General features: G+C 62.0%; 22 protein-coding genes, 1 tRNA gene and 2 pseudogenes. 15 read left to right on the forward strand and 10 right to left on the reverse strand.

Annotation, left to right across the window (positions count from 1 at the left end; translation table 11 throughout):
- From O6760_RS01860 to O6760_RS01870, 3 genes are read left to right on the forward strand one after another with little or no spacing between them, the layout of a single operon-like run.
- Nucleotides 1–1386, forward strand: coding sequence for a M20 family metallopeptidase (locus O6760_RS01860; protein WP_269583792.1), 1386 nt, complete (start codon nucleotides 1–3; stop codon nucleotides 1384–1386).
- Nucleotides 1387–1417: 31 nt separating this feature from the next.
- Nucleotides 1418–2656 (forward strand): NAD(P)/FAD-dependent oxidoreductase, encoded by a 1239-nt coding sequence (locus O6760_RS01865; protein ID WP_269583793.1) that lies wholly within the window; start codon nucleotides 1418–1420, stop codon nucleotides 2654–2656.
- Nucleotides 2653–4131: an amidase gene (locus O6760_RS01870; protein WP_269583794.1), complete on the forward strand. Its 1479-nt coding sequence runs from the start codon at nucleotides 2653–2655 to the stop codon at nucleotides 4129–4131. Before O6760_RS01865 ends, O6760_RS01870 begins: the two co-directional genes overlap by 4 nt.
- Before the next feature lie 540 nt (nucleotides 4132–4671).
- On the opposite strand, the pseudogene O6760_RS01875 reads toward O6760_RS01870, so the two are convergent.
- A pseudogene (locus tag O6760_RS01875) lies at nucleotides 4672–4878 on the reverse strand (integrase core domain-containing protein); the annotation flags it as partial.
- Here O6760_RS01875 and O6760_RS01880 point away from each other — a divergent pair.
- A pseudogene (locus tag O6760_RS01880) lies at nucleotides 4840–5871 on the forward strand (integrase core domain-containing protein); the annotation flags it as partial. The pseudogenes O6760_RS01875 and O6760_RS01880 sit on opposite strands and share 39 nt — an antisense overlap.
- A 56-nt stretch (nucleotides 5872–5927) precedes the next feature.
- On the opposite strand, the gene O6760_RS01885 reads toward O6760_RS01880, so the two are convergent.
- The 4 genes from O6760_RS01885 to O6760_RS01900 all read right to left on the reverse strand — a co-directional run bounded on the left by O6760_RS01885 (nucleotide 5928) and on the right by O6760_RS01900 (nucleotide 10055).
- Nucleotides 5928–6004 (reverse strand) — tRNA-Arg (locus O6760_RS01885).
- Nucleotides 6005–6233: 229 nt separating this feature from the next.
- A complete protein-coding gene (locus O6760_RS01890; protein ID WP_269583795.1) occupies nucleotides 6234–7706 on the reverse strand; it encodes an ATP-binding protein in 1473 nt (490 codons plus the stop codon).
- 63 nt (nucleotides 7707–7769) lie between these two features.
- The gene (locus tag O6760_RS01895) at nucleotides 7770–9200 is read right to left on the reverse strand and encodes a dihydrolipoyl dehydrogenase family protein (RefSeq protein ID WP_269583796.1); all 1431 of its coding nucleotides are present in this window, start codon (nucleotides 9198–9200) and stop codon (nucleotides 7770–7772) included.
- Nucleotides 9201–9230: 30 nt separating this feature from the next.
- Nucleotides 9231–10055 (reverse strand): TVP38/TMEM64 family protein, encoded by an 825-nt coding sequence (locus O6760_RS01900; RefSeq protein ID WP_269583797.1) that lies wholly within the window; start codon nucleotides 10053–10055, stop codon nucleotides 9231–9233.
- 323 nt (nucleotides 10056–10378) lie between these two features.
- Here O6760_RS01900 and rpmH point away from each other — a divergent pair, with 323 nt between their 5' ends.
- Genes rpmH through yidC form a run of 3 tightly spaced genes read left to right on the forward strand, consistent with a single transcriptional unit; the run spans nucleotide 10379 to nucleotide 12801 of the window.
- Nucleotides 10379–10513 carry a 50S ribosomal protein L34 gene (gene rpmH / locus O6760_RS01905; RefSeq protein WP_006934271.1) on the forward strand — a complete coding sequence of 45 codons (135 nt, stop codon included), beginning with the start codon at nucleotides 10379–10381 and terminating at the stop codon, nucleotides 10511–10513.
- 59 nt (nucleotides 10514–10572) lie between these two features.
- Entirely contained in the window at nucleotides 10573–10974 is a 402-nt protein-coding gene (gene rnpA, locus O6760_RS01910; RefSeq protein ID WP_269583798.1) for a ribonuclease P protein component, read from the forward strand.
- 6 nt (nucleotides 10975–10980) lie between these two features.
- Complete coding sequence (gene yidC / locus O6760_RS01915) at nucleotides 10981–12801, forward strand: membrane protein insertase YidC (RefSeq protein WP_269583799.1); 1821 nt, start codon at nucleotides 10981–10983, stop codon at nucleotides 12799–12801.
- A gap of 56 nt (nucleotides 12802–12857) precedes the next feature.
- Here yidC and O6760_RS01920 read toward each other — a convergent pair whose 3' ends face one another.
- Complete coding sequence (locus tag O6760_RS01920; RefSeq protein WP_269583800.1) at nucleotides 12858–13793, reverse strand: hypothetical protein; 936 nt, start codon at nucleotides 13791–13793, stop codon at nucleotides 12858–12860.
- A 328-nt stretch (nucleotides 13794–14121) separates the two neighbouring features.
- On the opposite strand from O6760_RS01920, the gene O6760_RS01925 reads away from it, so the two are divergent.
- From O6760_RS01925 to O6760_RS01950, 6 genes are all read left to right on the forward strand, one after another.
- Nucleotides 14122–14799 (forward strand): CatB-related O-acetyltransferase, encoded by a 678-nt coding sequence (locus O6760_RS01925; protein WP_269583801.1) that lies wholly within the window; start codon nucleotides 14122–14124, stop codon nucleotides 14797–14799.
- 9 nt (nucleotides 14800–14808) lie between these two features.
- Nucleotides 14809–15456: a ribosome biogenesis GTP-binding protein YihA/YsxC gene (yihA, locus tag O6760_RS01930; RefSeq protein WP_269583802.1), complete on the forward strand. Its 648-nt coding sequence runs from the start codon at nucleotides 14809–14811 to the stop codon at nucleotides 15454–15456.
- Between the two features lie 96 nt (nucleotides 15457–15552).
- The gene (gene argB, locus O6760_RS01935; RefSeq protein WP_269583803.1) at nucleotides 15553–16440 is read left to right on the forward strand and encodes an acetylglutamate kinase; all 888 of its coding nucleotides are present in this window, start codon (nucleotides 15553–15555) and stop codon (nucleotides 16438–16440) included.
- Nucleotides 16437–17180, forward strand: coding sequence for a pyrimidine 5'-nucleotidase (locus tag O6760_RS01940; protein ID WP_269583804.1), 744 nt, complete (start codon nucleotides 16437–16439; stop codon nucleotides 17178–17180). The genes argB and O6760_RS01940 overlap by 4 nt, the downstream gene beginning before the upstream one ends.
- A 256-nt stretch (nucleotides 17181–17436) precedes the next feature.
- Nucleotides 17437–18300: a LysR substrate-binding domain-containing protein gene (locus O6760_RS01945; protein WP_269583805.1), complete on the forward strand. Its 864-nt coding sequence runs from the start codon at nucleotides 17437–17439 to the stop codon at nucleotides 18298–18300.
- Between the two features lie 387 nt (nucleotides 18301–18687).
- Nucleotides 18688–19068, forward strand: coding sequence for a hypothetical protein (locus tag O6760_RS01950; protein ID WP_269583806.1), 381 nt, complete (start codon nucleotides 18688–18690; stop codon nucleotides 19066–19068).
- A 57-nt stretch (nucleotides 19069–19125) separates the two neighbouring features.
- Here the strand turns inward: O6760_RS01950 and O6760_RS01955 are convergent, their stop codons facing one another.
- From O6760_RS01955 to O6760_RS01970, 4 genes are all read right to left on the reverse strand, one after another.
- Complete coding sequence (locus O6760_RS01955; RefSeq protein WP_269583807.1) at nucleotides 19126–20619, reverse strand: TIGR01777 family oxidoreductase; 1494 nt, start codon at nucleotides 20617–20619, stop codon at nucleotides 19126–19128.
- The gene (locus O6760_RS01960) at nucleotides 20612–21271 is read right to left on the reverse strand and encodes a DUF4166 domain-containing protein (protein WP_269583808.1); all 660 of its coding nucleotides are present in this window, start codon (nucleotides 21269–21271) and stop codon (nucleotides 20612–20614) included. Before O6760_RS01960 ends, O6760_RS01955 begins: the two co-directional genes overlap by 8 nt.
- Before the next feature lie 98 nt (nucleotides 21272–21369).
- A complete protein-coding gene (locus O6760_RS01965; RefSeq protein ID WP_269583809.1) occupies nucleotides 21370–21930 on the reverse strand; it encodes a GbsR/MarR family transcriptional regulator in 561 nt (186 codons plus the stop codon).
- Between the two features lie 286 nt (nucleotides 21931–22216).
- Nucleotides 22217–22984, reverse strand: a complete 768-nt coding sequence (locus tag O6760_RS01970) for an IS5 family transposase (protein ID WP_269583810.1) — start codon at nucleotides 22982–22984, stop codon at nucleotides 22217–22219.
- Between the two features lie 92 nt (nucleotides 22985–23076).
- Between O6760_RS01970 and O6760_RS01975 the strand changes: the two genes are divergently transcribed.
- The gene (locus O6760_RS01975) at nucleotides 23077–23385 is read left to right on the forward strand and encodes a hypothetical protein (protein WP_269583811.1); all 309 of its coding nucleotides are present in this window, start codon (nucleotides 23077–23079) and stop codon (nucleotides 23383–23385) included.
- Between the two features lie 122 nt (nucleotides 23386–23507).
- Nucleotides 23508–23861 carry a cupin domain-containing protein gene (locus O6760_RS01980; protein WP_269583812.1) on the forward strand — a complete coding sequence of 118 codons (354 nt, stop codon included), beginning with the start codon at nucleotides 23508–23510 and terminating at the stop codon, nucleotides 23859–23861.
- The last annotated feature ends 9 nt before the right edge of the window (nucleotides 23862–23870 follow it).

Here is a 23870-nt window from a genome sequence, read left to right on the forward strand (position 1 = left end):
ATGACGTCCCGCTCTTCTGCACTGAACGACATCGAGGCCTATGCGGATCAGGGAGGCTTCCTTGAAGAGCTTGCCGGATTGGTTGCCTTTCCCACCGAAAGCCAGGAACCCGGCAACCGGCCGGAACTGGAGCGGTATCTCGACGAGGCAGCAATTCCCATGCTCTCGCAAATGGGGTTCAGCTGCCGGGTGCTGGAAAACCCTGCCGACGCCGACTATCCGTTTCTTTTTGCCGAGCGGATAGAGAATCCCGGCTTCGAGACCGTCCTCATCTATGGCCACGGCGATGTGATCCGCGCCCAGGCGGATCAGTGGCGGCAGGGCCTGGCGCCCTTCAAAGTGGTGGTCGAAGGCGACAAGGCCTATGGTCGGGGCACGGCGGACAACAAGGGCCAGCACCTCATCAACCTTGCTGCGCTCAGAGCCGTGATCGCGGCACGCGGGTCGCTCGGTTTCAACGCCAAGATCATTCTGGAGATGGCCGAGGAATGCGGCTCACCCGGGCTCGATGCGCTTTTTTCCGCTCACAAAGATCTGCTGAAATCCGACGTCCTCATCGCGTCCGACGGCCCGCGTCTTCACCCTGAAAAGCCAACCCTCTTCATGGGCTCGCGCGGAGCGGTGAATTTCGATCTTCGGGTCGAATACCGCGAGGGCGCACATCACTCGGGCAACTGGGGCGGGCTCCTGAAGGACCCGGCCATCGTTCTTGCCCATGCGATTGCCACCATCGCCGACCGGCGCGGTCAGATCAAGGTGCCGGAATGGCGCCCGGACAGCCTGACGCCGGAGATCCGCAAAGCGCTTGAAGAGTGCCCTGTCGGCGGCTTCGAAGGCCCGGCGATCGATACCGACTGGGGCGAGGAAAGCCTCACGCCTTCCGAACGGGTTTTCGGCTGGAACTCCTTTGCCATCCTTGCCCAGAAGAGCGGCGTTCCGGAAGCGCCGGTCAACGCCATTTCTGGATGGGCCGGTGCCCATTGCCAGTTGCGCTATGTCGTCGGCACGGACCCGGACGACATTCTTCCCGCGCTTCGCCGACATCTCGACCGCGAAGGCTTCGAGGACGTTCAGATCATACCGGCGGAACGTGGCACATTTCATGCCACCCGTCTCGACCCCACCCATCCCTGGGTGAGCCGCGTTGCGGCATCCGTCGCCGAGACGACCGGCAAGAAGCCCGTTCTGCTGCCCAATCTCGCGGGATCCATTCCGAACGAGAGTTTTTCCGAAACGCTCGGCCTACCCACGGTCTGGCTGCCGCACTCCTACCCGGGCTGTTCACAACATGCGCCGGACGAACACCTGCTCCTGTCTTCCAGCCGCGAAGCCTTACGCATGATGACGGGACTGTTCTGGGATATCGGCGCACAGAAAGCCGCTTGAGACAGTCCGCCATTCGAACAGGAGATCCACGATGACCGATGTTCTGGTTCTCGGCGCCGGCATGGTCGGTGTCTCCACCGCGCTGGCGCTGCAGGAAGCCGGACGGGATGTCGTTCTGATCGACAGGCGGGGGGCCGGCGAGGAAACGAGCTACGGCAACGCGGGCGTCATCCAGGCGGAAGCTGTCGAACCTTATCCCCTGCCCCTGTCTCTGAAAACGCTCCTTAGTATCGCGGCAAAACGCGGCAACGACGTCAACTACCACCTGAGTGCCCTGCCCTCGCTGTTGCGCCCGATCTGGCTTTATTTTCAGTCTTCGCTGCCCGCGCGGCACAAGCAGATTTCAAAAACCTATGCCGGGCTGATCAAGCGGGCGACGGCGGATCACGCGCCCCTGATAACTGAAGCCGGCGCGGACAACATCATCCGCAAGACGGGCCTCCGCTTCGTCTACAGGTCCGAGGCTCCTTTAGAGGCCTCGGTGCGGGACTCTGAGCGTATCGCGCGTGAATACGGCATCGAGGTCTCGGTCGAATCCTCAGCTGAACTCGCGGCCTCCGAACCGCACCTGCGACCGGGCCTTGCGGGGGCTATCCACTGGCCCCAGTCCTGGAGCTGCGCGGATCCGGGAGGCCTGACCAAGGCCTATGCCGACCTCTTCCTGTCGCGCGGCGGCTGCATGGTCACAGCCGATGCCGCGAGCCTTTATGCCCAGAACGGCGGCTGGACGGTCGAAGGACCCGAAGGTCCGATCTCGGCAAGGGAGGCGGTCGTCGCCCTCGGTCCCTGGTCGCCGCTTCTCCTGAAACGCTTCGGCTACGATATTCCCCTCTTGCGCAAGCGCGGGTATCACCGCCATTTCACCGGCGGCGGCACGCTGAACGCCCCCATGCTCGACGCGGCAAGCGCAACTGTCCTCTCCCCGATGCTGACCGGGCTGCGTGTGCTGAGCGGCGCCGAACTGTCGCGGTTCGATGCTCCCCCCACTCCGTGCCAGCTGTCACGTGGAACAAGAGCAGCATCACAGATCATCGATCTCGGCAAACCGGTCGAAGCCGAGCCCTGGGTCGGCAACAGGCCCTGCATGCCCGACATGCTGCCTCTGGCAGGCAAGGCCCCGAGACACGAAGGACTGTGGTTTCATTTCGGACACGGCCACCAGGGCTTCACACTTGGTCCCACGACCGCCGCCCTTCTTGCCGAGGAAATGACAACGGGCCGGGCACCGGTGCCTGAACTCTCGCCTTCCAACAGGACTTTGCTTTCATGACGTCAGACCCCGCCGATCTCACAGCTATCGAAGCCGGAAGGCTTATCGCTGCCCGCAAGCTCTCGCCCGTGGAACTGACCGAGGCCTGCATTGCACGGACAGAGGCCATCAACCCGGCGATCAACGCAGTCGTGGCAAGCGACTTTGACGCAATGCGCGTGCAAGCGCGTGAGGCGGAAACAGCGCTCTCGAAGGATGAACCGCTGGGTCCGCTGCACGGTCTTCCATTCGGCGTCAAGGACATGATAGGCGTGGAAGGCCTGCCAACCACCTTCGGATCGGAACTCTTCAGGGACAACATCGCGGTCAAGGACGATGCTATTGTTGCCGTAATGCGGAAGGCGGGCGCGATCATACTCGGCAAGACCAATTGCCCGGAATTTTCCGCCGGAGCCAACACGGTCAATACAGTCTATGGTCCGACGGGCAATCCACATGACCCGGCGAAAAGCGCAGCAGGTTCTTCCGGAGGTTCGGCGGCGGCGCTCGCGGTGGGCATGGCGCCGCTCTGCACCGGGTCGGATACCGGCGGGAGCCTGCGCAACCCGGCAGCCTTTTGCGGCGTCGTCGGCTTTCGCCCCTCTCCGGGTGTCGTTCCCGGCGACACGCGCGGCATGGCCCTGATGCACCTGTCGACCTCCGGTCCGATGGCGCGCACGGTCGCCGATACCGCGCTGATGCTCTCGGTCATGGCACGGCCCGACCGTCTCGATCCCTTCACGGCCGTCATGAACGGAAAGACGTTCTGGAACCCGGAGGATTTCAAGACCCTGCCGCGCAAGAACCTTGCGTCGCTGAAGATCGGCTTCACGGAAGACTTCGGCTTTGCGCTGACGGAGCAGATTGTCCGCCGCGCCTTCCGGAAGCGCATGGAAGCCCTCAGCCCACTTTTTGCAAGCGCAGAGGAAACCTGCCCTGACTGCACAGACGCCGACCGGATCTTCGCCGTGCTTCGGGCCGTGATGATGCTGGGGAACCACCACGCCAACACCCTGAAATACCCCGGCCGCTACGGGCCGAACATCATGGCGAATGTCGAAGAAGGCCTTTCCTATTCCGCGCTGGACGTTGCCGACGCGATGACCAGGCAAGGAGCCTATTACAGGAACTGGCAGGGCTTTTTCGAGGACACCGACTATGTTCTCTCACCAGCGGTAACGATCAGTCCGCGCGACTGGCACGAGCTCTACCCGGCGGAAATCGACGGGAAGGCCACGGAAAGCTATTACCAGTGGCTGGCGCTCGCCTACGCATCGACCATAGCCGGGCATCCCTCCATCACCATCCCGATGGGCCGCGACGACCTCGGGATGCCCTTCGGCCTGCAGATCATCGGCAAACGCAACGACGATCTCGGCGTTCTGGCCGTTGCCGCCGAAATCGAAGCCGTCTTTGCCGGAGACGACACTTTCGCGGTGCCAAAACCTGACTTGATGGCACTCAGAAACGCAATGCCAATCCTGAAAATGGTCTAATACTCAAAGCAGTGTGGTCGGCATTGCCAACTTATGCTGGTTGGTCTGCAGGGTGTTTCATTAACCGGATGTCAGGCGCTCATCTCTGCAGTGTAGTCAGCCCCTAGTGGAACGAGACGTTCTGGGGAGAGCCATCAGCGGAACGCGCAGCTTATTTTGTCGGGATCTCCCGTGTAAAACAACGGCTCTTGCTGACCACGTGCCGGTACCGTGAACGCCCGAAGAGCCCCACACGCTGGACCGCCGAGCGCCATGAACATGAACATGAACATGAACATGAAGAATTTCTTGGCTACGCACCATGATCGGGATCAAGACGTAGGCTACGGCAACAGGCAAATGGTCCCCATCAAATTAGAAAATTCACGCCTATGGACCTGTCACTGTTGATTTTCACCGAGAACTGACGCGGTATTTCCACCGAGAATTGACCCGCCTTATGTGTATGGAACGGCAGTTACGCCGTGGTCAAGATTTTGGTTTCCCCCTGGAGTGCTACCCAACGTGCCCCCAGGAAGGGCTAGAGTTTTCCGGACCAAATCAGGAACACGGGCTGGCTGCGTGTTCTGATTTCATGAGATCCACCGGCACTTTGTTGCCGATGGCACCGTGAGGTCTGTGTTCATTGTAGTCCTTGCGCCAATCCTCCAACTTTTCGGTCGCATCCGCAAGGCTCAGGAACCAGTGTGCATTCAGGCACTCCGCCCTGAATCGGCCGTTGAAGGCCTCAATGACCGAAGCCGGCGTCCCTATCGTCAGGCCAACAAGCTTCCCTTCCAGATCGAACGCTGCATCCTGTGTCTCAAGCGAGAGCATCCAACCTGGGGCGCGCCGAAGATCCGCGACAAGCTGGTCCGGCAATACCCGATGGTCAAGGCTCCGGCGATCAGCACGGTCCATGCGGTGCTGGACCGTCACGGTCTGGTCCAGCACCGCAAACGCCGTCGCTACAAGGCCCGTGGAACCGAGATTCATGACGCACAGGACGTGAACGGGCTCTGGTGCGCCGACTACAAGGGAGAGTTCAAGCTGGGCAACCGGCAGTACTGCTATCCGCTGACGATCACTGACTACAGATCGCGCTATTTGCTGGCCTGCGAAGGCTTGACCTGCACCAAATCCGACTTTGCCTTCTCTGTTTTTGAACGCGTCTTCAAGGAGTTCGGCCTTCCTGCCGCCATTCGCACCGACAACGGCCTCCCCTTCGCCAGCCCGAATGCGCTGTTCGGATTGAGCAAGCTGTCGGTGTGGTGGCTGCGTCTTGGCATCGGCATCGAGCGCATCAAGCCAGGCCATCCCCAGCAGAACGGCCGCCACGAGCGCATGCATCTGACGCTGAAAAGCGAAACGGCAAAGCCTGCTGCCTTCAACTTCCTCCAGCAGCAGGAAAAGTTCGACCGCTTCATGGCTGTTTACAACAATGAACGGCCCCATCAGGGCCTCGCAGGAGCCTATCCCGGTGAACTCTATACACCTTCGTCCCGCGTCTACGAACCGCCGCCTGAACCGGAATACCCTTTCCATGACCGCACTGTGCGCGTGACACGATGCGGACGTATCTGTATCGGAAAACGCAAGATCAATCTCAGCCAGGTCTTCGCCGGCCAAATCCTGGGACTACGAGAAGTCGACCAAGATATATGGCTCGTCTCGTTCCTCGATTATGATCTGGGATATTTCGACAACAATGAGAACCGCGTCGAACCGGCAAAAAACCCATTCACTCCGGAGAAAGTGTAAACTCTCTCTCCGGTATCAAATGTAAACCATGTGACAAGAATGGACCTTTGGAGAAATGGCGCACCGGGGAGGATTCGAACCCCCGACCCCCAGATTCGTAGTCTGGTGCTCTATCCAGCTGAGCTACCGGTGCATTCAGGGCGAAGATCTGGTCATCGGGCCAAGGCCTGGAGGATGACAGTCTTGCTCGGTTCGGGGCGTCTCGTGTGCCCCGGACAGGGCGCTTACCTACTGCGGTCCGGCAGGGAATGCAAGGACCTTTTTGAACTTTTTTCGAACGATCCGCCACGCGGTCCCGAAACATGCCGAATTCCCGGAAACTTTGCGGTGAAGAAGCGCGCGGGAGGCGGAGGGCCTGCGTGTCAGGACGTCCTGTCGGGCACCTCGAAACAGAAGCAGGTTCCCTGCGTGCCCTCTTCCAGGCGGATGGTTCCGCCGTGGGCCTTCAGCAATTCGGCAACGATGGCGAGGCCAAGCCCGATGCCGCCGTGCTTGGAGCCCGAGTGAAAGGCCTTGAAGAGAGCCTTCCTGATGTTTTCGGGAATGCCAGGTCCGGTGTCGGCGACGCGCACGCGGACGCAAGGACCGTCCCGCTCCGCGTCCAGCGTGATCCGGCGCACCAGCGTCTCGTCCTTCTCCGCTTCCAGCGCCTGCAGCGCATTGCGCACCAGATTGAGCAGAACCCGGAAGATCTGTTCCGGATCGGCGTCGATCTCGATGTCTTCCGGCACCCTGTTTTCGAACCGGACGCTGTCATGGTCGGCGAGGCCCAGGACGTCGGCAACGTCGTCACCGACGCGGTGAAGGGCCAGCAGACGGCGCTGGGGGGCCCGTTCCTGCGCCTTGCCGTAGGACATGACCGCCTGGGTGTAGCCGACCGCCCGGTCGAGCGTTGCCAGGATCTTCGGTGCCAGCCGGCTGACGGTCGGGTCCGGCACATGTTCCAGCCGCTCAAGGAACAGCTGGGCGGAGGCCAGCAGGTTGCGCAGGTCGTGATTGATCTTGGAAACGGCCAGCCCGAGATCGGCCAGGCGCTGCTTCTGGTGCAACGCCCGGGACAGGGCTTCCTCCATGGTGGCGAGGCGGATCTCCGCGTCGCCGAGCTCGTCGCGCCGGCCGGAGACCAGCATGATCCGCGAGGCATCCTCCGGGCTTTCCGCGAACCGCTCCATCGACCGTGTCAGGCGGCGCAAGGGACGGATGAACAGCGCCCGCAGGGTGATGTAGACCAGGCTCGCCGTGATGATCGAGATCACCAGGGACAGCGCCAGAATGCGTCCGGAAAAGGCCAGCATGTCCTGCTGCAGAAGGGCGACCGGCAGAACCACGTCGACCCGTTCGGTATGCCCCATCTGGCCCGCGCCGATCACGCGCATCGCACCGCCGCCGCGATAGGTCAGGATCTCGAAACTTCCCAGGATTGACGACCACGGCGAAACCTTGGCCATGTCGATCACGAAATCGACCTCCGCAGGCACGTCGCTCATGGCGATCAGGCTGCGCTGCGAGCCCTGGTCCAGCGCGATCGCCAGCGCGCCGGTGGTGCTGAGCAGCTCTTCCTGAAGGCGCGGGGCAATGGTGTTGGTCTCGGCCAGCACGGACGCCGCGACGCCCGCGGTCGTCAGCCTGTCCATCAGCCAGGTGTTGCGGAAATTGGCAATCGACGGCACATAGATGAAAACTTCGGCGAGCATCACAAACAGGACCGTCAGCAGAAGCAGCTTGCCGGACAAGCCGCCGAATCTGTAGTGACCGAATCTGCCGCCGGGTCCGGGCGGTTCGTTTGCGGCTTCCTGCGGGACTGCCGATCCTTGCGGCGCGCCCTCATGTTTCATGTCATGTCTTCCCAAAATCCTTGCGCACTTTCGAAGAAAGCGGCGGGCCTGTGCGGCAATCGATTATCCAAACTTGCGCAAGATGGCGATTACACGGCGCACCCAAACATTTTTGGGCGCTTCCGCATAGTAAGAAATTGCCGCGCGGCGCACCAGCTCCCCCAATGTGGGATAGGGCGCAATGAAACCTGCAAGGTCTTTCATGGTCATGTTCCTGGAAAGTGCCAGGGAAAGCAGGTTGAGCACCTCCCCGGCCTGCTCTCCGACGATATCCGCACCGAGCAGCCTGCCGCCCCGCCCGGCGATCAGCTTGAGCCTGCCCGTGGTCAGGCCTTCCGCCCGGGCCCGGTCGTTGCCGGCATAGTCGGTGGTCAGCACCTTGACCTTGCCGCCGTGGCGTGCGCGCGCCTCCGCCTCCGTGAGCCCGACATGACCGAGTTCGGGCGCGGTATAGGTCACCCAGGGCACGATGCTGTCGTTCATTCCAATGGGCAGGCGGAACAGGATCGAGCGGATCACCAGGCCGGCCTGGTAGCCGGCGACATGGGTGAATTGCAAACCGCCCGCCACATCGCCAATGGCGTAGATCTTCCGATTCGACGTCCGAAGGCCGTTGTCGACCGTGATTCCTTTGCGGTCGTGAGCAACGCCGGCGGCCTCGAGACCCAAATCGGCAACATTCGGCGCGCGGCCCGCCGCAACCAGCAAATGGGTTGCCTCGGTCCTGACCGTGGTGCCGTCACCGGTACGGGCGGTGACGGTCACGCCCTCACCGGTGCGCTCAACCTTTTCGACGGCGGTCTCCTCCAGGATCTCGACGCCTTCGGCCCTGAGCTTTTCAAGGACCATGGCGGACAGCTCCGGATCGTCCTTTGCGAGCGCCTTCCGGGCCTCGAACACGGTGACCTTCGCCCCGAGACGGCGATGGGCCTGGGCCATTTCCAACCCGATCGGGCCGCCGCCGATGATCGCCAGATGCTCCGGCAGGGCGCGCAGGTCGAAAAGGGATTCGTTGGTAAGGTAAGAGACCTGGTCGAGGCCGGGGATCGGCGGCACCAGCGCCGAGGAGCCCGTGGCGATGACAAACCGCCTCGCGCGGATTTCGGTGTCGCCCGCCATCACGCTGTCCGGACCCGTGAACCGGGCCGGGCTGCGCAGGACGGTCACGCCGAGCCCTTCGAAGCGCTCCTGCGAATCGTGCGGCTCGATGGCCGCGATCACCCGGCGGACATGGTCGTTGGCACCGGCAAAATCGACTTTGGGCTGCCCTGCGCGGACACCGTAGTCGGTGGCCTTGCGGATGCTGGCCGCGGCCTTGGCGGCGGCGAGCAATGCCTTGGAGGGAACGCAGCCGTAGTTCAGGCAGTCTCCGCCCATCAGGCCCTTTTCGATCAGCACAACGTCAACCCCGAAGGCGGCGGCCGCCGCGGCGACGGACAGGCCCGCCGAACCGGCGCCGATCACGCAAATATCCGGGGTCAGCAGCTTGGCCATGAGGAGCTCCAGTCAGAAATCGGTAGGGAATCAGGACTTGCGGGCACGCAGTTTTTTCAGCACGACGGGAATGAGGCTGACAATGCCGAGCGCGAAAAACGCCACCAGCAGCTGGGGCGTGACCAGCGCCGAGACATCGACATGGCAGCTCCCGGCAGCCGCGCAACCGGGGCTGGCGGCCTCCTGGGCGGCGATGACGCTGTCGAGCCCGGATCCGATGAAGGTGAAGGCGAACGTGCCCGGAACGATGCCGACAAAGGTGGCCAGTGCGTAGGACGGCAGCGGCATCTTGAAAATGGCCGGCGCGATGTTCACCAGCCAGAACGGAAAGACCGGGGTCAGGCGCAAGAACAGAAGATAGTGAAAGGCGTCCTCGCGAAACCCTGCCGCAAGCCTTGAGAGAAACGGGCCCGCACGGTGGGTCAGGAGCTCCCCGAAGGAGGAGCGGGCCACCAGGAAAACGGCACAGGCGCCGAGGGTCGCACCGAAGATCGTGGCGAAGCCGCCGATCACCCAGCCAAACAGGAAGCCGCCCGCGATGGTCAGCAGCGATGCCCCCGGAAAGGACAGTGCGACCGCGACCGCGTAGACCAGGAAATAGACGCCGATCGACAGCAACAGGTTCTGTTCGACAAATCCGGCCAGATCCTGGCGCTGCATGATCAGGTTGGACAGGGTCAGTTCCCTGTGCAGTCCCTGCGAAAACGCCAGCACCATCAGTGCCGCCAGAACAGCCAGCGGAAGCCATTTGCGAATGGCCGCGTACCTGGAGCGCGGCTGCACCTTGCCGTCAGCGGCGTCCCTGTCTTCCGGCATCATCGTCTTGGCCTCTTCACCCAGCATCGGCGTTTCCATCAGCTCCCAAAGTGCGTCGGTTCTGCGCCCGCATCTCCTTGTGATAGCCAGATGTACCTTAAACCTTGTAAAAAGAACCGTGCTTCACTGATAAGTGACGCTTGAGGGTTTGCGGTTCACCTGCGCGTGATCGGAAGGAAAACGCAGAATCTTGGTCCCATAAAGTTGACTTGGCGCAGCATGGCGCTTATAAGCGCGCCGATCGGGACACGCATTCGGACCCAAGGCTGAAGGAGCCGCGCTCTTTGAAGCGCTTCGAGTGCTTCCTCCAAAGAATTTGAAAAATGAACAAGGGCCGCGTTTAAGCCGCGCGGGGAAGAACAATGAAGCGTACGTATCAACCGAGCCGTCTTGTCCGCAAGCGCCGCCACGGCTTCCGCGCACGTATGGCCACCAAGAATGGCCGTCAGGTGCTTGCTCGCCGCCGTGCAAAGGGCCGCAAGAGCCTCAGCGCCTGATCGGCGACCAGCCCGCAGTGCGCCGGGTTGGCGGCGTCTGCCAACACCAATCCGCCGCCATGGACACTTTGAAAAAGCGCTCCGAATTCCTGGCGGTCGCCAAAGGCGGCCGGCTGGGCCGGCGCGCTTTTGTCGTTCAGGGACTGAAACGCGACAGCGGCGACGCGTCGCGGGTTGGCTACACGGTTACCAAGAAGACCGGCAATTCGGTCATGCGCAGCCGCATCAAGCGGCGGCTGCGATCGGCTGTGGCCGCGCTTCCACCGGACGATATCCCGGCTCAGGCCGATTTTGTCCTGGTCGCACGCGACAGTGCACTCACTCTTCCCTTTCAAAAGCTTGTTGAAGACCTTAAGTCTGGCCTACACCAGGTGCTGGATCCGCGTACGCCGCGCGGGCGGGGGAAACCGCGCCGGCCGGCCCGGCAGGCTGAAACGACACAGCGCAGGAAACAGGGGTAACTCCAGTTGATTTCTGAAAACCGCAACACGATTCTCGCAATCGTTCTGTCCCTGATTGTTCTGCTCGGCTGGCAGTATTTTGTTGCCAGTCCCCAGCTGGAACGCCAGCAGGCCGAACTTCTTGCCCAGCAGGAGGCCGCGCAAAAGGCCGCCGGCGACAGTGCCAACCCGGACGCGCCAAAGCCGAGCACCGCGCAGGGAAGCGATGCCGCAGCGCCCGTTGCCGGGCAGCAGGGGTCCTTTGCCACCCGCGAGCAGGCACTCGCCGCAAGCGCCCGTGTCACCATCGATACGCCCAGCCTCGAAGGCTCGGTCAATCTGAAAGGCGGTCGGCTCGACGACCTGCGCCTGAAGAATTATCACGAGACCGTCGACAAGAGCAGCCCGACCATCGTGCTGTTTTCGCCCTCGGGCAGCCCGAAGCCGTACTACACCGATTACGGCTGGGTCGCCGATCCGGGTTCCGACATCGCGCTTCCGGCACCGGACACCGTCTGGTCCATCGAAGGCGAAGCAACACTGACACAGGACACACCGCTGACCCTGACCTGGGACAACGGCGCGGGCCTGACCTTCAAGCGCACCTACTCGGTGGACGAGAACTACATGTTCACCGTGGCGCAATCGGTCGAGAACACGGGCTCCGATGACGTCACGCTATATCCCTATGGCCTGATCGCCCGCAACGGCACGCCGGAAACCAGCAGCATCTACATTCTCCATGAAGGTCTGCTCGGCGTGTTTGGCGAGGAAGGCCTGCAGGAAATCGACTATTCGGATCTGGAAGAGGAAGGCACCATCCGTCCGGCCCAGGTCGACCAGGGTTGGCTCGGTATCACCGACAAGTACTGGGCCGCGACCCTGATCCCGACACCGGGCGAGGAATTCCAGCCGAGTTTCAGCCATTCCACCACTTCCGGAAACTTCCAGGCGGATTATCTCGGCAATGCGGTCAATGTTGCCGCCGGGTCGACCGGCGAGACAAGTTCGTATCTGTTTGCCGGCGCCAAGGAAACCAAGCTGCTGGATGGCTACGAGGAAGCGCTCGGTATCCAGCGTTTCGAGCTGCTGATCGACTGGGGCTGGTTCTATTTCCTGACCAAGCCGATGTTCTTCACGATCGACTATTTCTTCCACCTCATTGGCAATTTCGGCGTCGCGATCCTGGTCGTGACGGTGATCGTCAAGCTGATCTTCTTCCCGCTCGCCAACAAGTCCTACGTCTCCATGAGCAAGATGAAGCTCGTGCAGCCCCAGATGACGGAGATCCGCGAGAAATACGGCGACGACAAGCAGAAGCAGCAACAGGCGCTGATGGAACTCTACAAGAAGGAGAAGATCAACCCGCTGGCCGGCTGTCTGCCGATCCTGATCCAGATCCCGGTGTTCTTCTCGCTCTACAAGGTGCTGTACGTCACCATCGAAATGCGCCACGCGCCGTTCTTCGGCTGGATCCAGGACCTGTCTGCTCCGGATCCGACGACCCTGTTCAACCTGTTCGGCCTGATCCCCTGGGACCCGCCGCAGATGCTGATGCTGGGCGTGTGGCCCCTGATCATGGGGATCACCATGTTCATCCAGATGAAGATGAACCCCGCTCCGCCCGACCCGACCCAGCAGATGATCTTCACCTGGATGCCCGTCGTGTTCACCTTCATGCTGGCCTCCTTCCCGGCCGGTCTGGTGATCTACTGGGCCTGGAACAACACCCTTTCGGTGACCCAGCAATATGTCATCATGCGCCGCCAGGGTGCCAAGGTGGAGCTCTGGGACAACCTGGGAGCCCTGTTCAAGCGCAAGAAACCGGCGCCCGAAGACAAGAGCTGACGCGGCAACCGCGCTCAATGACAAAGGCCCCGCCGGATGGCGGGGCCTTTTGTTTGTCACATGAACTGCGTGGGATGCCCCACATTCGGCCGCCCGGCCAGCAGGTGCTCGTCTTCGCGAAAACACAGGGCATGGGAATCACCCAGGAGGAATGTCGACAGCTCCTCCATGATCCGTGCACGCCCTCCCGGCTCGTGAAAGCGGATGTTTCGCAAGCCCCGGACATAGGCTGCAAAAGTCGGATCCGGCATCTCGTTGACAGGCGGTCTGAAGCCAACGCCCAGGGGTGTCAGTCTGACCTGGTAGCCGAACCGCGCCAGGCCGATCAGTTCACGGGCCAGAACACGCGGAATGTTCCACCTGGCATCCCAGAACATGTTCTTGTTGAACCTGAAGAACCTGTTCCAGACCATCGGCCAGTAGGCGTCATCTTGAGTCGGATTCGGAGTCCGTTTGCGCAACTGGTCCTGAATGGAAAACTGGCATTCCCTGAGGATCCCGAGTTCATGGGGTTCGAAGGCGAGCATGAATTCATGCCGGGCGGTTGCGGAACCGATGATCAGCGCGTCGTTGAGGATCGGTGTCCAGCGCTGTTCGCTGAGAATGCTGCCGAAACCCTGCGCCGGGATGACCCGGTCGTCCGGATTGACGGCGGCCTGCGCACGCGGCAGCCCGGCTTCCGCCGCGCGGAACCGGTCGGCATGACCGACCCCCTCCACTGTCTCGGCGTCCTGTATGCCGTTGGCCGCGGTCACGCCGAAATGCAGGATATACTCGCGGGACTTGCGTATGCCCGTCCCCCCGAGCAGAACATATCTCAGCTCGTTCCGGGCCGTCGCCCGGTAAAGGAGATAAGCCGCGCGGATATAATGGTGCATGTAGTATTCTTGTTTCCAGGAAGTGCCCTTCCATTGTCCGACCCAGGCATTGTCCTGGCGGTAGATCGTCAACAGTGCGTCTATTTCCCTCTTGAATTCACGCCATTCAAGCATTGCCGTCACTCCACCTTGAATATCGACAGAAGACCTGTCCCACGCACCTAACGTAGGGACACCTGCGCCTTCACACCTGTGACGGCAGGCACAGCGAAAGACCGGGACAGGTCTTTTCGGGCCCCTTGACGCGGCGCCGCCGGCCGTGCTTCATTCCGGCTCCGCTGCCCCCCCCTGATGGGGGCCGATACCCACTTTGAAGGAGTGCCTGGACCAATGATCCGATAAGCCGAGACCTGTTCCGCAAGGCGAAGCCGCTCACCGGCAGGTCAACCGCGTGCCAACGCGTTTTCCGTCTTCCCTTGTTTTCCGGCTTTAAGGAGGTCCCATGCACGGCCCCTCACCCGACGCACTTCATCCCTTCAACGGCGAACCGCACACGGTTTTCCTGAAAAACGTCGTCACCCGTCCGACCATCGAGATCGGCGACTACACCTATTACAACGACGAAGCCCACGCCGCGGATTTCGAGAACCGCAATGTGCGCTATCACTTCGACTTTGTCGGCGACCGGCTGACAATCGGCCGGTTCTGTGCCCTGGCGCAAGGCACCACCTTCATCATGAGCGGCGCCAACCACGCCATGACCGGGTTCTCCACCTATCCGTTCAACATCTTTCAGGACGGCTGGGAACAGGGCTTCGACCCGGCGACGATCTTCGATCACCTGAAGGGCGACACGCTGGTGGAAAACGATGTCTGGTTCGGCACCAACGCCACTGTCATGCCGGGCGTGACCATCTGTTCGGGGGCCATTATCGGCGCGCATGCGGTCGTCGCCTCGGATGTGCCGCCCTACGCGGTGGTGGTCGGCAATCCGGGACGCGTGGTCAAACTGCGTTTTCCGGAGCGGATCATCGAACGCCTCCTGGAGATTGCCTGGTGGGACTGGCCGGTGGAGCGGATCGCCCGACACCTCGATGCCATCCGGGGCGCGGACCTCGCCGCGCTGGAAGCGGCGGCCGCGCAAGACATCCCGCTCGACGCCGCGGGCAAGGCGGGGTAGAAGGCGCGCATGAGTGAAGATCAAACCTATACCCAGGAAGACCTCGAAGCCGGGCGGCTGTTGTTCGCCCGGCCGTGGGACTTCCTGACCAGCGTCACCGACATGGCCAACCTGCCGGAGGCGGCCGGTACCGAGATCGCCTTTGCCGGCCGGTCCAATGTCGGCAAGTCCAGCCTGATCAACGCGCTGACCGGGCGCAAGGGACTGGCGCGAACCTCGTCCACACCCGGCCGCACGCAGATGCTGAATTTCTTCGTGGCACCGGAGACGCCTCTGACCATCGTCGACATGCCCGGCTACGGCTATGCGCAAGCGCCGAAGGAACTGGTCGAGGCATGGACGAAGCTGGTGTTTTCCTACCTGCGCGGACGGCCCAACCTGCGCCGGGTGATCCTCCTGATCGACAGCCGGCACGGCATCAAGAAAAACGACCTGGAAGCGATGGAGCTGCTCGACAAGGCGGCCGTCGTCTACCAGGTGGTGCTGACCAAGGCCGACAAGATCAAGCCGCCCGCTCTCACGCGGCTGATCGCGGACACGCAGGCCCTGTTGGCCAAGCGCGTGGCGGCGCATCCGATCGTTCTGGCCACCTCCTCGGAAAAGAACCGGGGCGTGGACGAACTCAAGGCGGAGCTCTGCCTCCTGGCCAGCCAGTGACCGGACCCCACTGCCGATTGTGAAGGCCCGGCAAACCGGCTATAGCAGGGGTCCTTTCGCGTAACGAATGCAATCAGTTCGAGTTTTGACCAGTCCATGACCACACCCGAAACGTCCAGCCGCGCCGAAATCATCGCTCATGCCCTGCCCTACATGCAGCGCTATGACAACAAGACCGTCGTCGTAAAATATGGCGGCCATGCCATGGGCGATCCGGAACTGGGCCAGGCCTTTGCGCGCGACATCACGTTGCTGCGCCAGTCCGGTGTCAACCCGGTGGTCGTTCACGGTGGCGGCCCCCAGATCGGCAAGATGCTGGAGCGACTCAACATTGTCAGCGAGTTCAAGGGCGGCCTCAGGGTCACCGACAGGGCAACCGTCGAGGTTGTCGAGATGGTTCTGGCCGGCTCGATCAACAAGGAAATCGTCCAGCTGATCAACGCAGAGGGCGGCCGCGCGGTCGGACTATGCGGCAAGGACGGCAACCTTGTGACGGCCCGCAAGCTGCAACGCACCGTGGTCGACCCGGACAGCAATATCGAGAGCGTTGTCGATCTGGGTTTCGTCGGCGAGCCGGCAAAGGTCAACCCGACGGTGCTCAGCCTGGTTCTGAAGGAAGACATCATCCCGGTGATCGCTCCGGTCGCACCCGGCGACGACGGCGAGACCTACAACATCAACGCGGACACCGCGGCCGGTGCCATCGCGGGCGCGCTCAATGCGACGCGCCTGCTGTTCCTCACCGATGTGCCCGGCGTACTCGACAAGGACGGCAAGCTGATCAAGCAGCTCACCGTCGCCAAGGCGCGTGAACTGATTGCGGACGGCACGATTTCCGGTGGCATGATCCCGAAGGTGGAGACCTGCATCGAGGCGCTGGACCGCGGCGTCGAAGGCGTCGTCATTCTCAATGGCAAGGTGTCGCACGCGGTTCTGCTTGAGCTGTTCACCGATGGTGGCGCGGGGACCTTGATACGCCCGTGACCGGAAACCCTTCCCTGCCCCGCGAAGGGGCCCATGCCCACAAGCGTGACCTGCGCCTGTTCAAGGGCGTTGAAGCCTGGGTGTTCGACCTCGACAACACGCTTTACCCGCATGAAGCCGACCTGTTCTCCCAGATCAACGAACAGATCGCGCGCTACGTGCAGAAGCTTCTCGACCTCGGCCATGACGAGGCGATGAGCCATCAGAAGGAACTCTATCACGAATACGGCACGACGCTGCGCGGCCTGATGACCCGCCACAAGATCGATCCGGACGACTATCTGCAATTCGTGCATGACATCGACTATTCGGTGCTCGATCCCAATCCGGAACTGGGAAGGGCCATTGCCGCGCTGCCTGGCAAGAAGTTTATCTTCACCAATGGCGACCGGCCGCACGCGGAACGCACGGCGACCGCGCTCGGAATCTCCGACCATTTCGAGGATATCTTCGACATCGTGTCGGCGGATCTCGTGCCCAAGCCGAACCGGGAAACCTATGACAAGTTTGTCGGCCGGACCGGCATCAGCCCGGCCCGCGCCGCCATGTTCGAGGACCTTGCCAAGAACCTGCGCGTCCCCCATGCGCTCGGCATGTGCACCACATTGATCATTCCGGCCGGGTCCCGCCACGTCTTCGAGGAAAGCTGGGATCTGGAGGGCGAGCCCTATCCGCATGTCGACTTCGTGACCGAGGATCTGACCGGGTTTCTGAAAGCCGTGCTCGGGGCGATCAGCTAACAACGGGACCACGTGACCGGCCTTTGAGACGGACCTTCAGTCCGCCTCAGGTCGAGGTTCCAGGCTGTCGTGGCAAAAGCCAGCCAATCGTTCGGCGTCATCCTGAGGAAGCGCGCAGCGCTGTCTCGAAGGATCAGGCCCGAACTGCGGCAACAGAAGCACCGATCCGGCCGCACGGCTCCTCGTTCGAGACAGGTTGGCCCGGCGCTGGAACTCCGCTAGATTGAGCAAAACTCAACAAGCGGACTTCTGATCCATGGCGTCCCTGCGCGCGCTTCACGCTTTTTCCCTGCTTGCCCGCCACGGCCGGGCAGCGCTGGCCGCCGAGAAGCTCGGCGTCTCGCCCTCCGCGCTGTCGCATCTCATGCGCAAGCTGGAAAGCGAGCTGGGTGCAACCCTGGTCAACCGCGACGGGCGCGGCCTGACACTGACCGAGGAAGGCCAGCGCCTGGCCCTCAGTCTCGGTGATGCCTTCGACCGGATCGAGGAAGCCGTCGACAGTTTCAGGCGGCGCGGGCGCACGGAGCTCAGGATCAGCACGGTGTCGACCTTCGCCACCCGCTGGCTGATCCCGCGCCTGCCGGATTTCCAGGCCAGCCAGCAGGATGTCGAACTGCTGCTGTCGGCGTCCACCCGCATGGTGGACCTTGACCGCGAGAACTACGACTGCGCCATTCGCCTCGGCACCGGCAACTGGCCAAGCGTGGAAAGTCACCTGCTCTGGAAAGAGCATCTCGCGGTGGCTGTCGCACCCGCCCTGCTCAAGGACAAGGATCCGAATGCACCGGGAACCCTGAGGGGCCTGCGCCTGCTGCACAGCGCCTCGCGGCGCGGGGACTGGGTCCGCTGGCTCGAAGATGCCGGTCTGGATCACCCCGACACCAAGTCCGGAACCGTGCTGCAGAGCCGGGACCTGGCGATCCAGGCGGCCATTGCCGGCATGGGTGCGATCGTCATCGACCGACGCTTCGTTTCCCAGGAGCTGGAGGCAGGGCATCTGATCATGCCGGACTGGAAAGTGGTCGAACTCGACACCGGGTACTGGTTTGTGCGCTCGCCGGTGCGAACGCTCACGCGCCCTGTTGCCGCCTTCCGCGACTGGCTCCAGACCGCGGCTTGATACCAACCTCAATAGACAGGAACCGATCGGACCGTGTTTTGGGGCTGTTCGGCAAGGAGCAGGTTGCAGGGCGATATGGTTTGTCGTTCAAAACCTGCGACGCAGCTGAACAGTCCCAAAACACGGCCTACGGTGGCCTGCTCCGGCTTGCCGGACAGCGTTGCGCTGCTTGAACGGCCAACCAGGCCGTCCTGCGCAACGCGCCTTGCCGGCCAAACCGGATCAGAACCATCAGATGGGTTTCTATCTTTTGAGGTTGGTATTCGCCTTCCCCTTTTGTTTGCCTTGTTTTTCCTCAGCAATCGGCAATAGTTGTGACGTTGCCGGCCAAGCGCTGTATTGTGCGGCACGCAGCAGGTTATCGGTGGGCTTTCGGGGGAAAGTAATATGCGCAAGGGGCTTTTCGGCGCCGTTTTTCTGATGTTTTCGTTGATTTATTGTCTTGCGGCCACAGGCAGCGCTTCGGCGGACACCTTGCTCTGGCGCTTCGAGAGCAAACATCCAAATGTCGTCAGTGTGAAACTCTATTCGGACTCGCGCCGCGGGCATGTCTGGCCGAACAGCAGCGAGGTCTATGTGCTTGACGACTATTCGGTGAAGACCATCAACATTTCCTGCCGGCGCGGTGAAAAGATCTGCTACGGCGCATGGGTCCGCAATCGTTCAAATCTCTATTGGGGCGTCGGCTACGAAAACCGCAACCGGTGCTCAAGCTGCTGCTACACCTGCAATGGCGGCCAGACCAAGGTGATCGTGCTCAATCCCTGACCGGACCGGTGCATTACCAGGCTGACGGCGGGCTTCCGCCATCAGCCGGACACCGCTTCAGGCCGTCGCGGTCCTGTCCCGGCGAACCCGCTCGGGTTCACCCGACTTTGCACCGGTGATCACCTTCAGCATCGGTCCGATCTCGGGATGCTGAAACACGAAGCCGGCCGACAGCAGCTTTTGGGGCATGACGCGCTGGCCACCGAGCATCGTTTCCCGGCCCATGTCGCCAAGCACCCTCGACAGCACCCCTTCCGGGAACCGCAAGACCGCCGGACGGTGCAGCGCTCCGGCGAGCGCCCGGGTAAAGTCCGCATTGCGCACCGGGTTCGGCGCAGTCGCGTTGACCGGACCTTCCAGGCTGGCGTCGGTCATGGTCCGCACGATGACGCGGATCAGATCGTCGCGTTCGATCCAGGACATCCATTGCCGGCCGGACCCCATCACGCCGCCAACGCCGAATTCGAACGGTGTCAGGAGCCTCGCCAGCATGCCGCCCTCGACGCCGAGCACCAGGCCGATGCGCAGGCAGACCACGCGCAGCTTCTCCTTTGCGACACTGCCGGCTGCCCGCTCCCACCGGTCACAGACATCGTGGACAAAAGCCGGGCTCGGGGCTGCCTCTTCCGTCAGCTTCTCGTCGCCGCGCAGTCCGTACCAGCCAACGGCCGAGCCGTTGATCAGGCAGCGGGGTTTGCGCTCCAGCCGCGTCACCAGGGCGTGTACAGCGTTGGTCATGTCGACGCGGCTGGCGAGGATGCGCGCCCGCTTTTTCGGCGTCCACAGGCCGTTCGCCACCGGGTCTCCCGCCAGGTTCACGATCGCATCGACCCGGTCCTGCCCGTGGACCTGATCCAGTCTCGTGATCACCCGGACCGGGTGTGTCAGGTCATCGGCCCTGCGCGCGTCACGGGTCAGAACCGTCACCTGATGGCCGGCCGTGACAAGCGCCTCGACCAGCCTCCGGCCGACGAAACCGGTGCCGCCGGTGACCAGGATATGCTGGCGTGGCGGCAGGTCCGCGACCAATGCGGCGGGATCGCCCCGGGAGAGCCGGTCGCTGCGCGCCGCGGCCAGCAGGTCGCGGGCGCTGAACACACCGACACCAAGCGAAGAGACCGTTGCCAGGACGCTCAACCAGCCGTAACTGACAGGCACCAAGGCGCTTGGCAGAAGGGCCCACGCCCAGAGCGTCGGGGCGAACAGGGCCAGGATGGCACCATAATTGAGCGCCAGCAGAGTGTGGTTGATACGCTCGGTCCAGGGCAGTTTGCGTGTCAGATCCTCCTCGACGAAATCCCACAGGGTGATCAGCACCTCGGCTGCCAGGATCACGGCCAGAACGACCGCGAAGACGCCATGGGTCTCCAGCCAGCCGAAGCAGAGGAAGATCAGGGCGTAGAAGAAGTTGCGCACGCCGTGCAAGCGCAGTTCCGTTTTCTGGGAGGCGCGCCAGGCCAGGCGCTCGCTGCCTTCGTGATGTACCAGCATATCGAAGGCGCCCATGACGATCTGCAGGGAGATCAGGCTCCAGAGAAGAGGATTATCCATTATACGTGTCCTCGCTGTCGTGAAAGATCGCGTCCTGGTGAACCAGTTCGCCCAGGACGCGGCTCTTGAGGGAAAGGGAAAACAGAAAGCGCGCGCTGCCGAGGTCGCGATGGGTGATGGTCAGCGCGCCGGGCCGCAGCCAGCGCGGCAGCCGCAGCCGCCAATTCAAAAGCTGAAGAAAATAATGGTCGCTCGTGAAGGTGAGACCATCGCGCCCGGCGTTGACCCTCAAGGCAATGCCGACACCCGCGCCGATATATTCCTCGATGCCGGTCGGACCGGAAAATCTCTTGGAGCTATGGATGACCTGGGGAAACCCGGCCGCGCGGCCGTATTGGCGCAGCCAGAACTGGCCGTCACCGGCGATGTCCTCGGTCACCGAGACAACGGCCGGCTGGTGCAGGCAGGTCCTGTCATAGGGCAAGGGCGCGCCGATTGTCCGCGCAAGCTGGGCAAGCAGCCAGCCGGCCGGGTTCAAGCGCATGTCGGTGACACGGCCCTGGTAAACCACGCTCGCGCCGCCCTTCAGGCGTTTGCCGAACCGGCGCTTCACCGCCCCGGGCAACGAAGACCAGGCCGCCTCTCCCAGGAGGTCGCGAAAACGGCGGTCCCCCGAAGCCGCCTTGGGCGGGGCAATGCAGTCGCTCAGCATTCTTGCACCCTTTCCTGTTCTATCGGTTATTTCTGTATAAAGAGAAATGACCGTTCAAAAAAACACGGACAGGCCCGACACCGGAATGGCAGCGGGTGTCAGTCCGTTTTCTTGCCGCCGATCTTGAGGAGCGCGATGACCTTGTCGCCCATCTTGACCAGGGTGGCGAGTTTCGATTTCGGTACGCTGAACATCTGGTTCCACCAACGGTCCGCCGTTGCCAGGAAGTCCTGCATCTCCCGCATCCGCGCGAGCGTGACCGGATGCAGGCTCTTCTCCGCTTCCGCCTGGCCGACGCACATGTCAATCGCCCGGATTGCCGGATCGATCTCGCGTTCCTTGCGGCCCTTTGCGATCAGCAACGCCATTTCCCAGACGTCGGTTTCCGCAACAAAATGTTCCCGCCTGTCGCCCGCCACCGGCACTCTCTGGATGAGGCGCCAGCCAACCAGTTCCTTCAGGGAATTGGAGACGTTCGAGCGGGCAATTCCCAACTCTTCCGAAATCTGCTCCGCGTTGAGGGGATCTGGGCTGAGGTAGAGCAGCGCATGGATCTGCGCCACAGAACGGTTGACGCCCCACTGGCCGCCCATGTCCCCCCAATAGAGGATGAACTGCTCCTTCGCGGAAGGATCGTTCTTGTCGGTAATTTCTGTCATGACAGAAATATCGAACATATCCGAACAGGAGTCAAGCAGCTGCAACAGGCCGCGATCCACCATGCAGCCGATCGGATCGGGTTCTCCCGGGGGCATCGGGAAGAACAGGGTGAATTTGCCGGCAACGTCGTTATACCAACCGCACTTAATAGGAACCCATCTGACCGCGTTTGGAGGCCTGTTCCGGCCCGCCGGACGGCGTTGCGCCGCTTGAACGGCCAACCAGGTCGTCCTGCGCAACGCGCCTTGCCGGCAAACCGGAACAACGACATCAGATCGGTTCCTATTAGGTCGTAGACTCATAAACGCGCAGCCACAGCCGCATTGAGGCGAGTTGGACCATGGCGAGGAAGTTCTCGGCCAGCTTATCGTAGCGGGTAGCGACCCGGCGGAAGTGCTTCAACTTAGAGAAGAAGCGCTCGATCAGGTTCCGCTCGCGGTAGAGCCATGTGCTGAAGTAGGGTTTCGACCTCCGGTTGGCCTTGGGAGGGATGTTGGCGAACGCGCCCTTTTCGCGGAGAGCCGCCCGGATACGGTCGGCATCGTATGCCTTGTCCGCGAGCACGATTGTTCCGCTACCAACATGGTCAAGTAGATCGTAAGCGGCTTGCCCATCATGGCTTTGTCCAGCGTTAAGGCTCAGCCGGATTGGGAGGCCTTGCGCGTCGACAACCGCGTGGATTTTGGTCGTGAGGCCGCCTCGGGAACGACCGAGACAATGATCTCGATCCCCCTTTTTTGCCGTCGCGGCCTGCTGGTGGGCGCGAACGGAGGTGCTATCGATCATCTGGATGTCGCCTTCATGCGCGGCTGTGATGGCATCCATCATCCGGTCCCAGACGCCAACCTTTCGCCATCGAACGAAGCGGTTGTAGCAGGTGGTGCGCGGACCGTAACGCTCCGGCAAGTCGCGCCATGGCGTTCCGGAACGCAGTACCCAGAAGATGCCGTTTAGAACGCGTCGATCATCGACGCGCGGCACGCCTCGGGGCTTGTTGGGCAGGAGTGGCTCAATCACGCGCCATTCGAAGTCGGTCAGGTCATATCGGCTCATTGTGAGCTTGAATCAGAAATCGGAGCGATACGAAAGGGGCCACTTGCGGTGGGGAGTTGCAGTCCGGCGCCTTCCGCTACAGAATGAGCGGCATGTTCAATTACTATCTGATCTCGCCAGGTGAGCGGCCACAATCCGTCTCTGTCGCACACCACCTCTGGGGTAACGACTGCGACTTCGATTCAGATGGAAATGATGATGAAGCCCCCGTCGGTGGCTGGACGGAACTGACCGTTGCACTCCGCCCGGAATGTGAAGAGCGCGTCGATGTCGATCCTATCGACGGCAACGAGCCGCTTGTGCTCGCAATCCGTTCAGAATCGGCCGATCTCGCGAAGAAAGCCGCTCTGTTTCTCCAGGTACATTCCGGCGGAGAACTCAGCGAACAGGCACCTCGCTAAAGCCATATCGCCCCATAATTTTTATGGGTTCACAGCCTAATTGCGGTTGGTATTACCTGTCTTGGGAAAGCGCGCAAGCCGCTCTACGCTGTCGAACTGCCGTTCAACGCCGGAGACCCCACATGCACGCCTATCTTCCGTTCGACCTCGATGACATTGTTCCCGAACGCGAAACACCAGCGCCGGAAAAGGTCATTTCGGGAGACCCTCAATTCACGACCTGGCTTGTCGAAGCCCGGGACAGCGACACGCTGTTCACCGGCGTGTGGGAGGCGACGCCCGGTTCCTGGCGCATTTCCTATGACGAATGGGAGTTCTGCTCGATCCTGTCCGGCAGATCCCGCCTGACCGGCAAGGACGGTGCAACACGTGAGGTCGGACCGGGGGACAGTTTCGTCCTGCAACCGGGCTTTGCCGGGGTCTGGGAAGTCCTGGAAACGACCAGGAAACTCTTCGTCATCCGCCTGCCGGCCTGATCCGGCTGA

Source organism: Roseibium sp. Sym1 (genome assembly GCF_027359675.1).
Classification (GTDB): domain Bacteria; phylum Pseudomonadota; class Alphaproteobacteria; order Rhizobiales; family Stappiaceae; genus Roseibium.

Bases quoted from the DNA above. Each gene is read 5' to 3' on its own strand.
- rpmH (WP_006934271.1), top strand. From the start codon at position 10,379: ATGAAGCGTACGTATCAACCGAGCCGTCTTGTCCGCAAGCGCCGCCAC.
- O6760_RS01945 (WP_269583805.1), top strand. From the start codon at position 17,437: ATGGCGTCCCTGCGCGCGCTTCACGCTTTTTCCCTGCTTGCCCGCCAC.
- O6760_RS01950 (WP_269583806.1), top strand. From the start codon at position 18,688: ATGCGCAAGGGGCTTTTCGGCGCCGTTTTTCTGATGTTTTCGTTGATT.
- O6760_RS01895 (WP_269583796.1), bottom strand. From the start codon at position 9,200: ATGGCCAAGCTGCTGACCCCGGATATTTGCGTGATCGGCGCCGGTTCG.
- O6760_RS01865 (WP_269583793.1), top strand. From the start codon at position 1,418: ATGACCGATGTTCTGGTTCTCGGCGCCGGCATGGTCGGTGTCTCCACC.
- O6760_RS01975 (WP_269583811.1), top strand. From the start codon at position 23,077: ATGTTCAATTACTATCTGATCTCGCCAGGTGAGCGGCCACAATCCGTC.
- O6760_RS01900 (WP_269583797.1), bottom strand. From the start codon at position 10,055: ATGGAAACGCCGATGCTGGGTGAAGAGGCCAAGACGATGATGCCGGAA.
- O6760_RS01965 (WP_269583809.1), bottom strand. From the start codon at position 21,930: ATGACAGAAATTACCGACAAGAACGATCCTTCCGCGAAGGAGCAGTTC.
- O6760_RS01920 (WP_269583800.1), bottom strand. From the start codon at position 13,793: ATGCTTGAATGGCGTGAATTCAAGAGGGAAATAGACGCACTGTTGACG.
- yihA (WP_269583802.1), top strand. From the start codon at position 14,809: ATGAGTGAAGATCAAACCTATACCCAGGAAGACCTCGAAGCCGGGCGG.
- O6760_RS01925 (WP_269583801.1), top strand. From the start codon at position 14,122: ATGCACGGCCCCTCACCCGACGCACTTCATCCCTTCAACGGCGAACCG.
- rnpA (WP_269583798.1), top strand. From the start codon at position 10,573: ATGGACACTTTGAAAAAGCGCTCCGAATTCCTGGCGGTCGCCAAAGGC.
- O6760_RS01870 (WP_269583794.1), top strand. From the start codon at position 2,653: ATGACGTCAGACCCCGCCGATCTCACAGCTATCGAAGCCGGAAGGCTT.
- O6760_RS01890 (WP_269583795.1), bottom strand. From the start codon at position 7,706: ATGAAACATGAGGGCGCGCCGCAAGGATCGGCAGTCCCGCAGGAAGCC.
- O6760_RS01960 (WP_269583808.1), bottom strand. From the start codon at position 21,271: ATGCTGAGCGACTGCATTGCCCCGCCCAAGGCGGCTTCGGGGGACCGC.
- O6760_RS01955 (WP_269583807.1), bottom strand. From the start codon at position 20,619: ATGGATAATCCTCTTCTCTGGAGCCTGATCTCCCTGCAGATCGTCATG.
- O6760_RS01860 (WP_269583792.1), top strand. From the start codon at position 1: ATGACGTCCCGCTCTTCTGCACTGAACGACATCGAGGCCTATGCGGAT.
- O6760_RS01980 (WP_269583812.1), top strand. From the start codon at position 23,508: ATGCACGCCTATCTTCCGTTCGACCTCGATGACATTGTTCCCGAACGC.
- argB (WP_269583803.1), top strand. From the start codon at position 15,553: ATGACCACACCCGAAACGTCCAGCCGCGCCGAAATCATCGCTCATGCC.
- O6760_RS01970 (WP_269583810.1), bottom strand. From the start codon at position 22,984: ATGAGCCGATATGACCTGACCGACTTCGAATGGCGCGTGATTGAGCCA.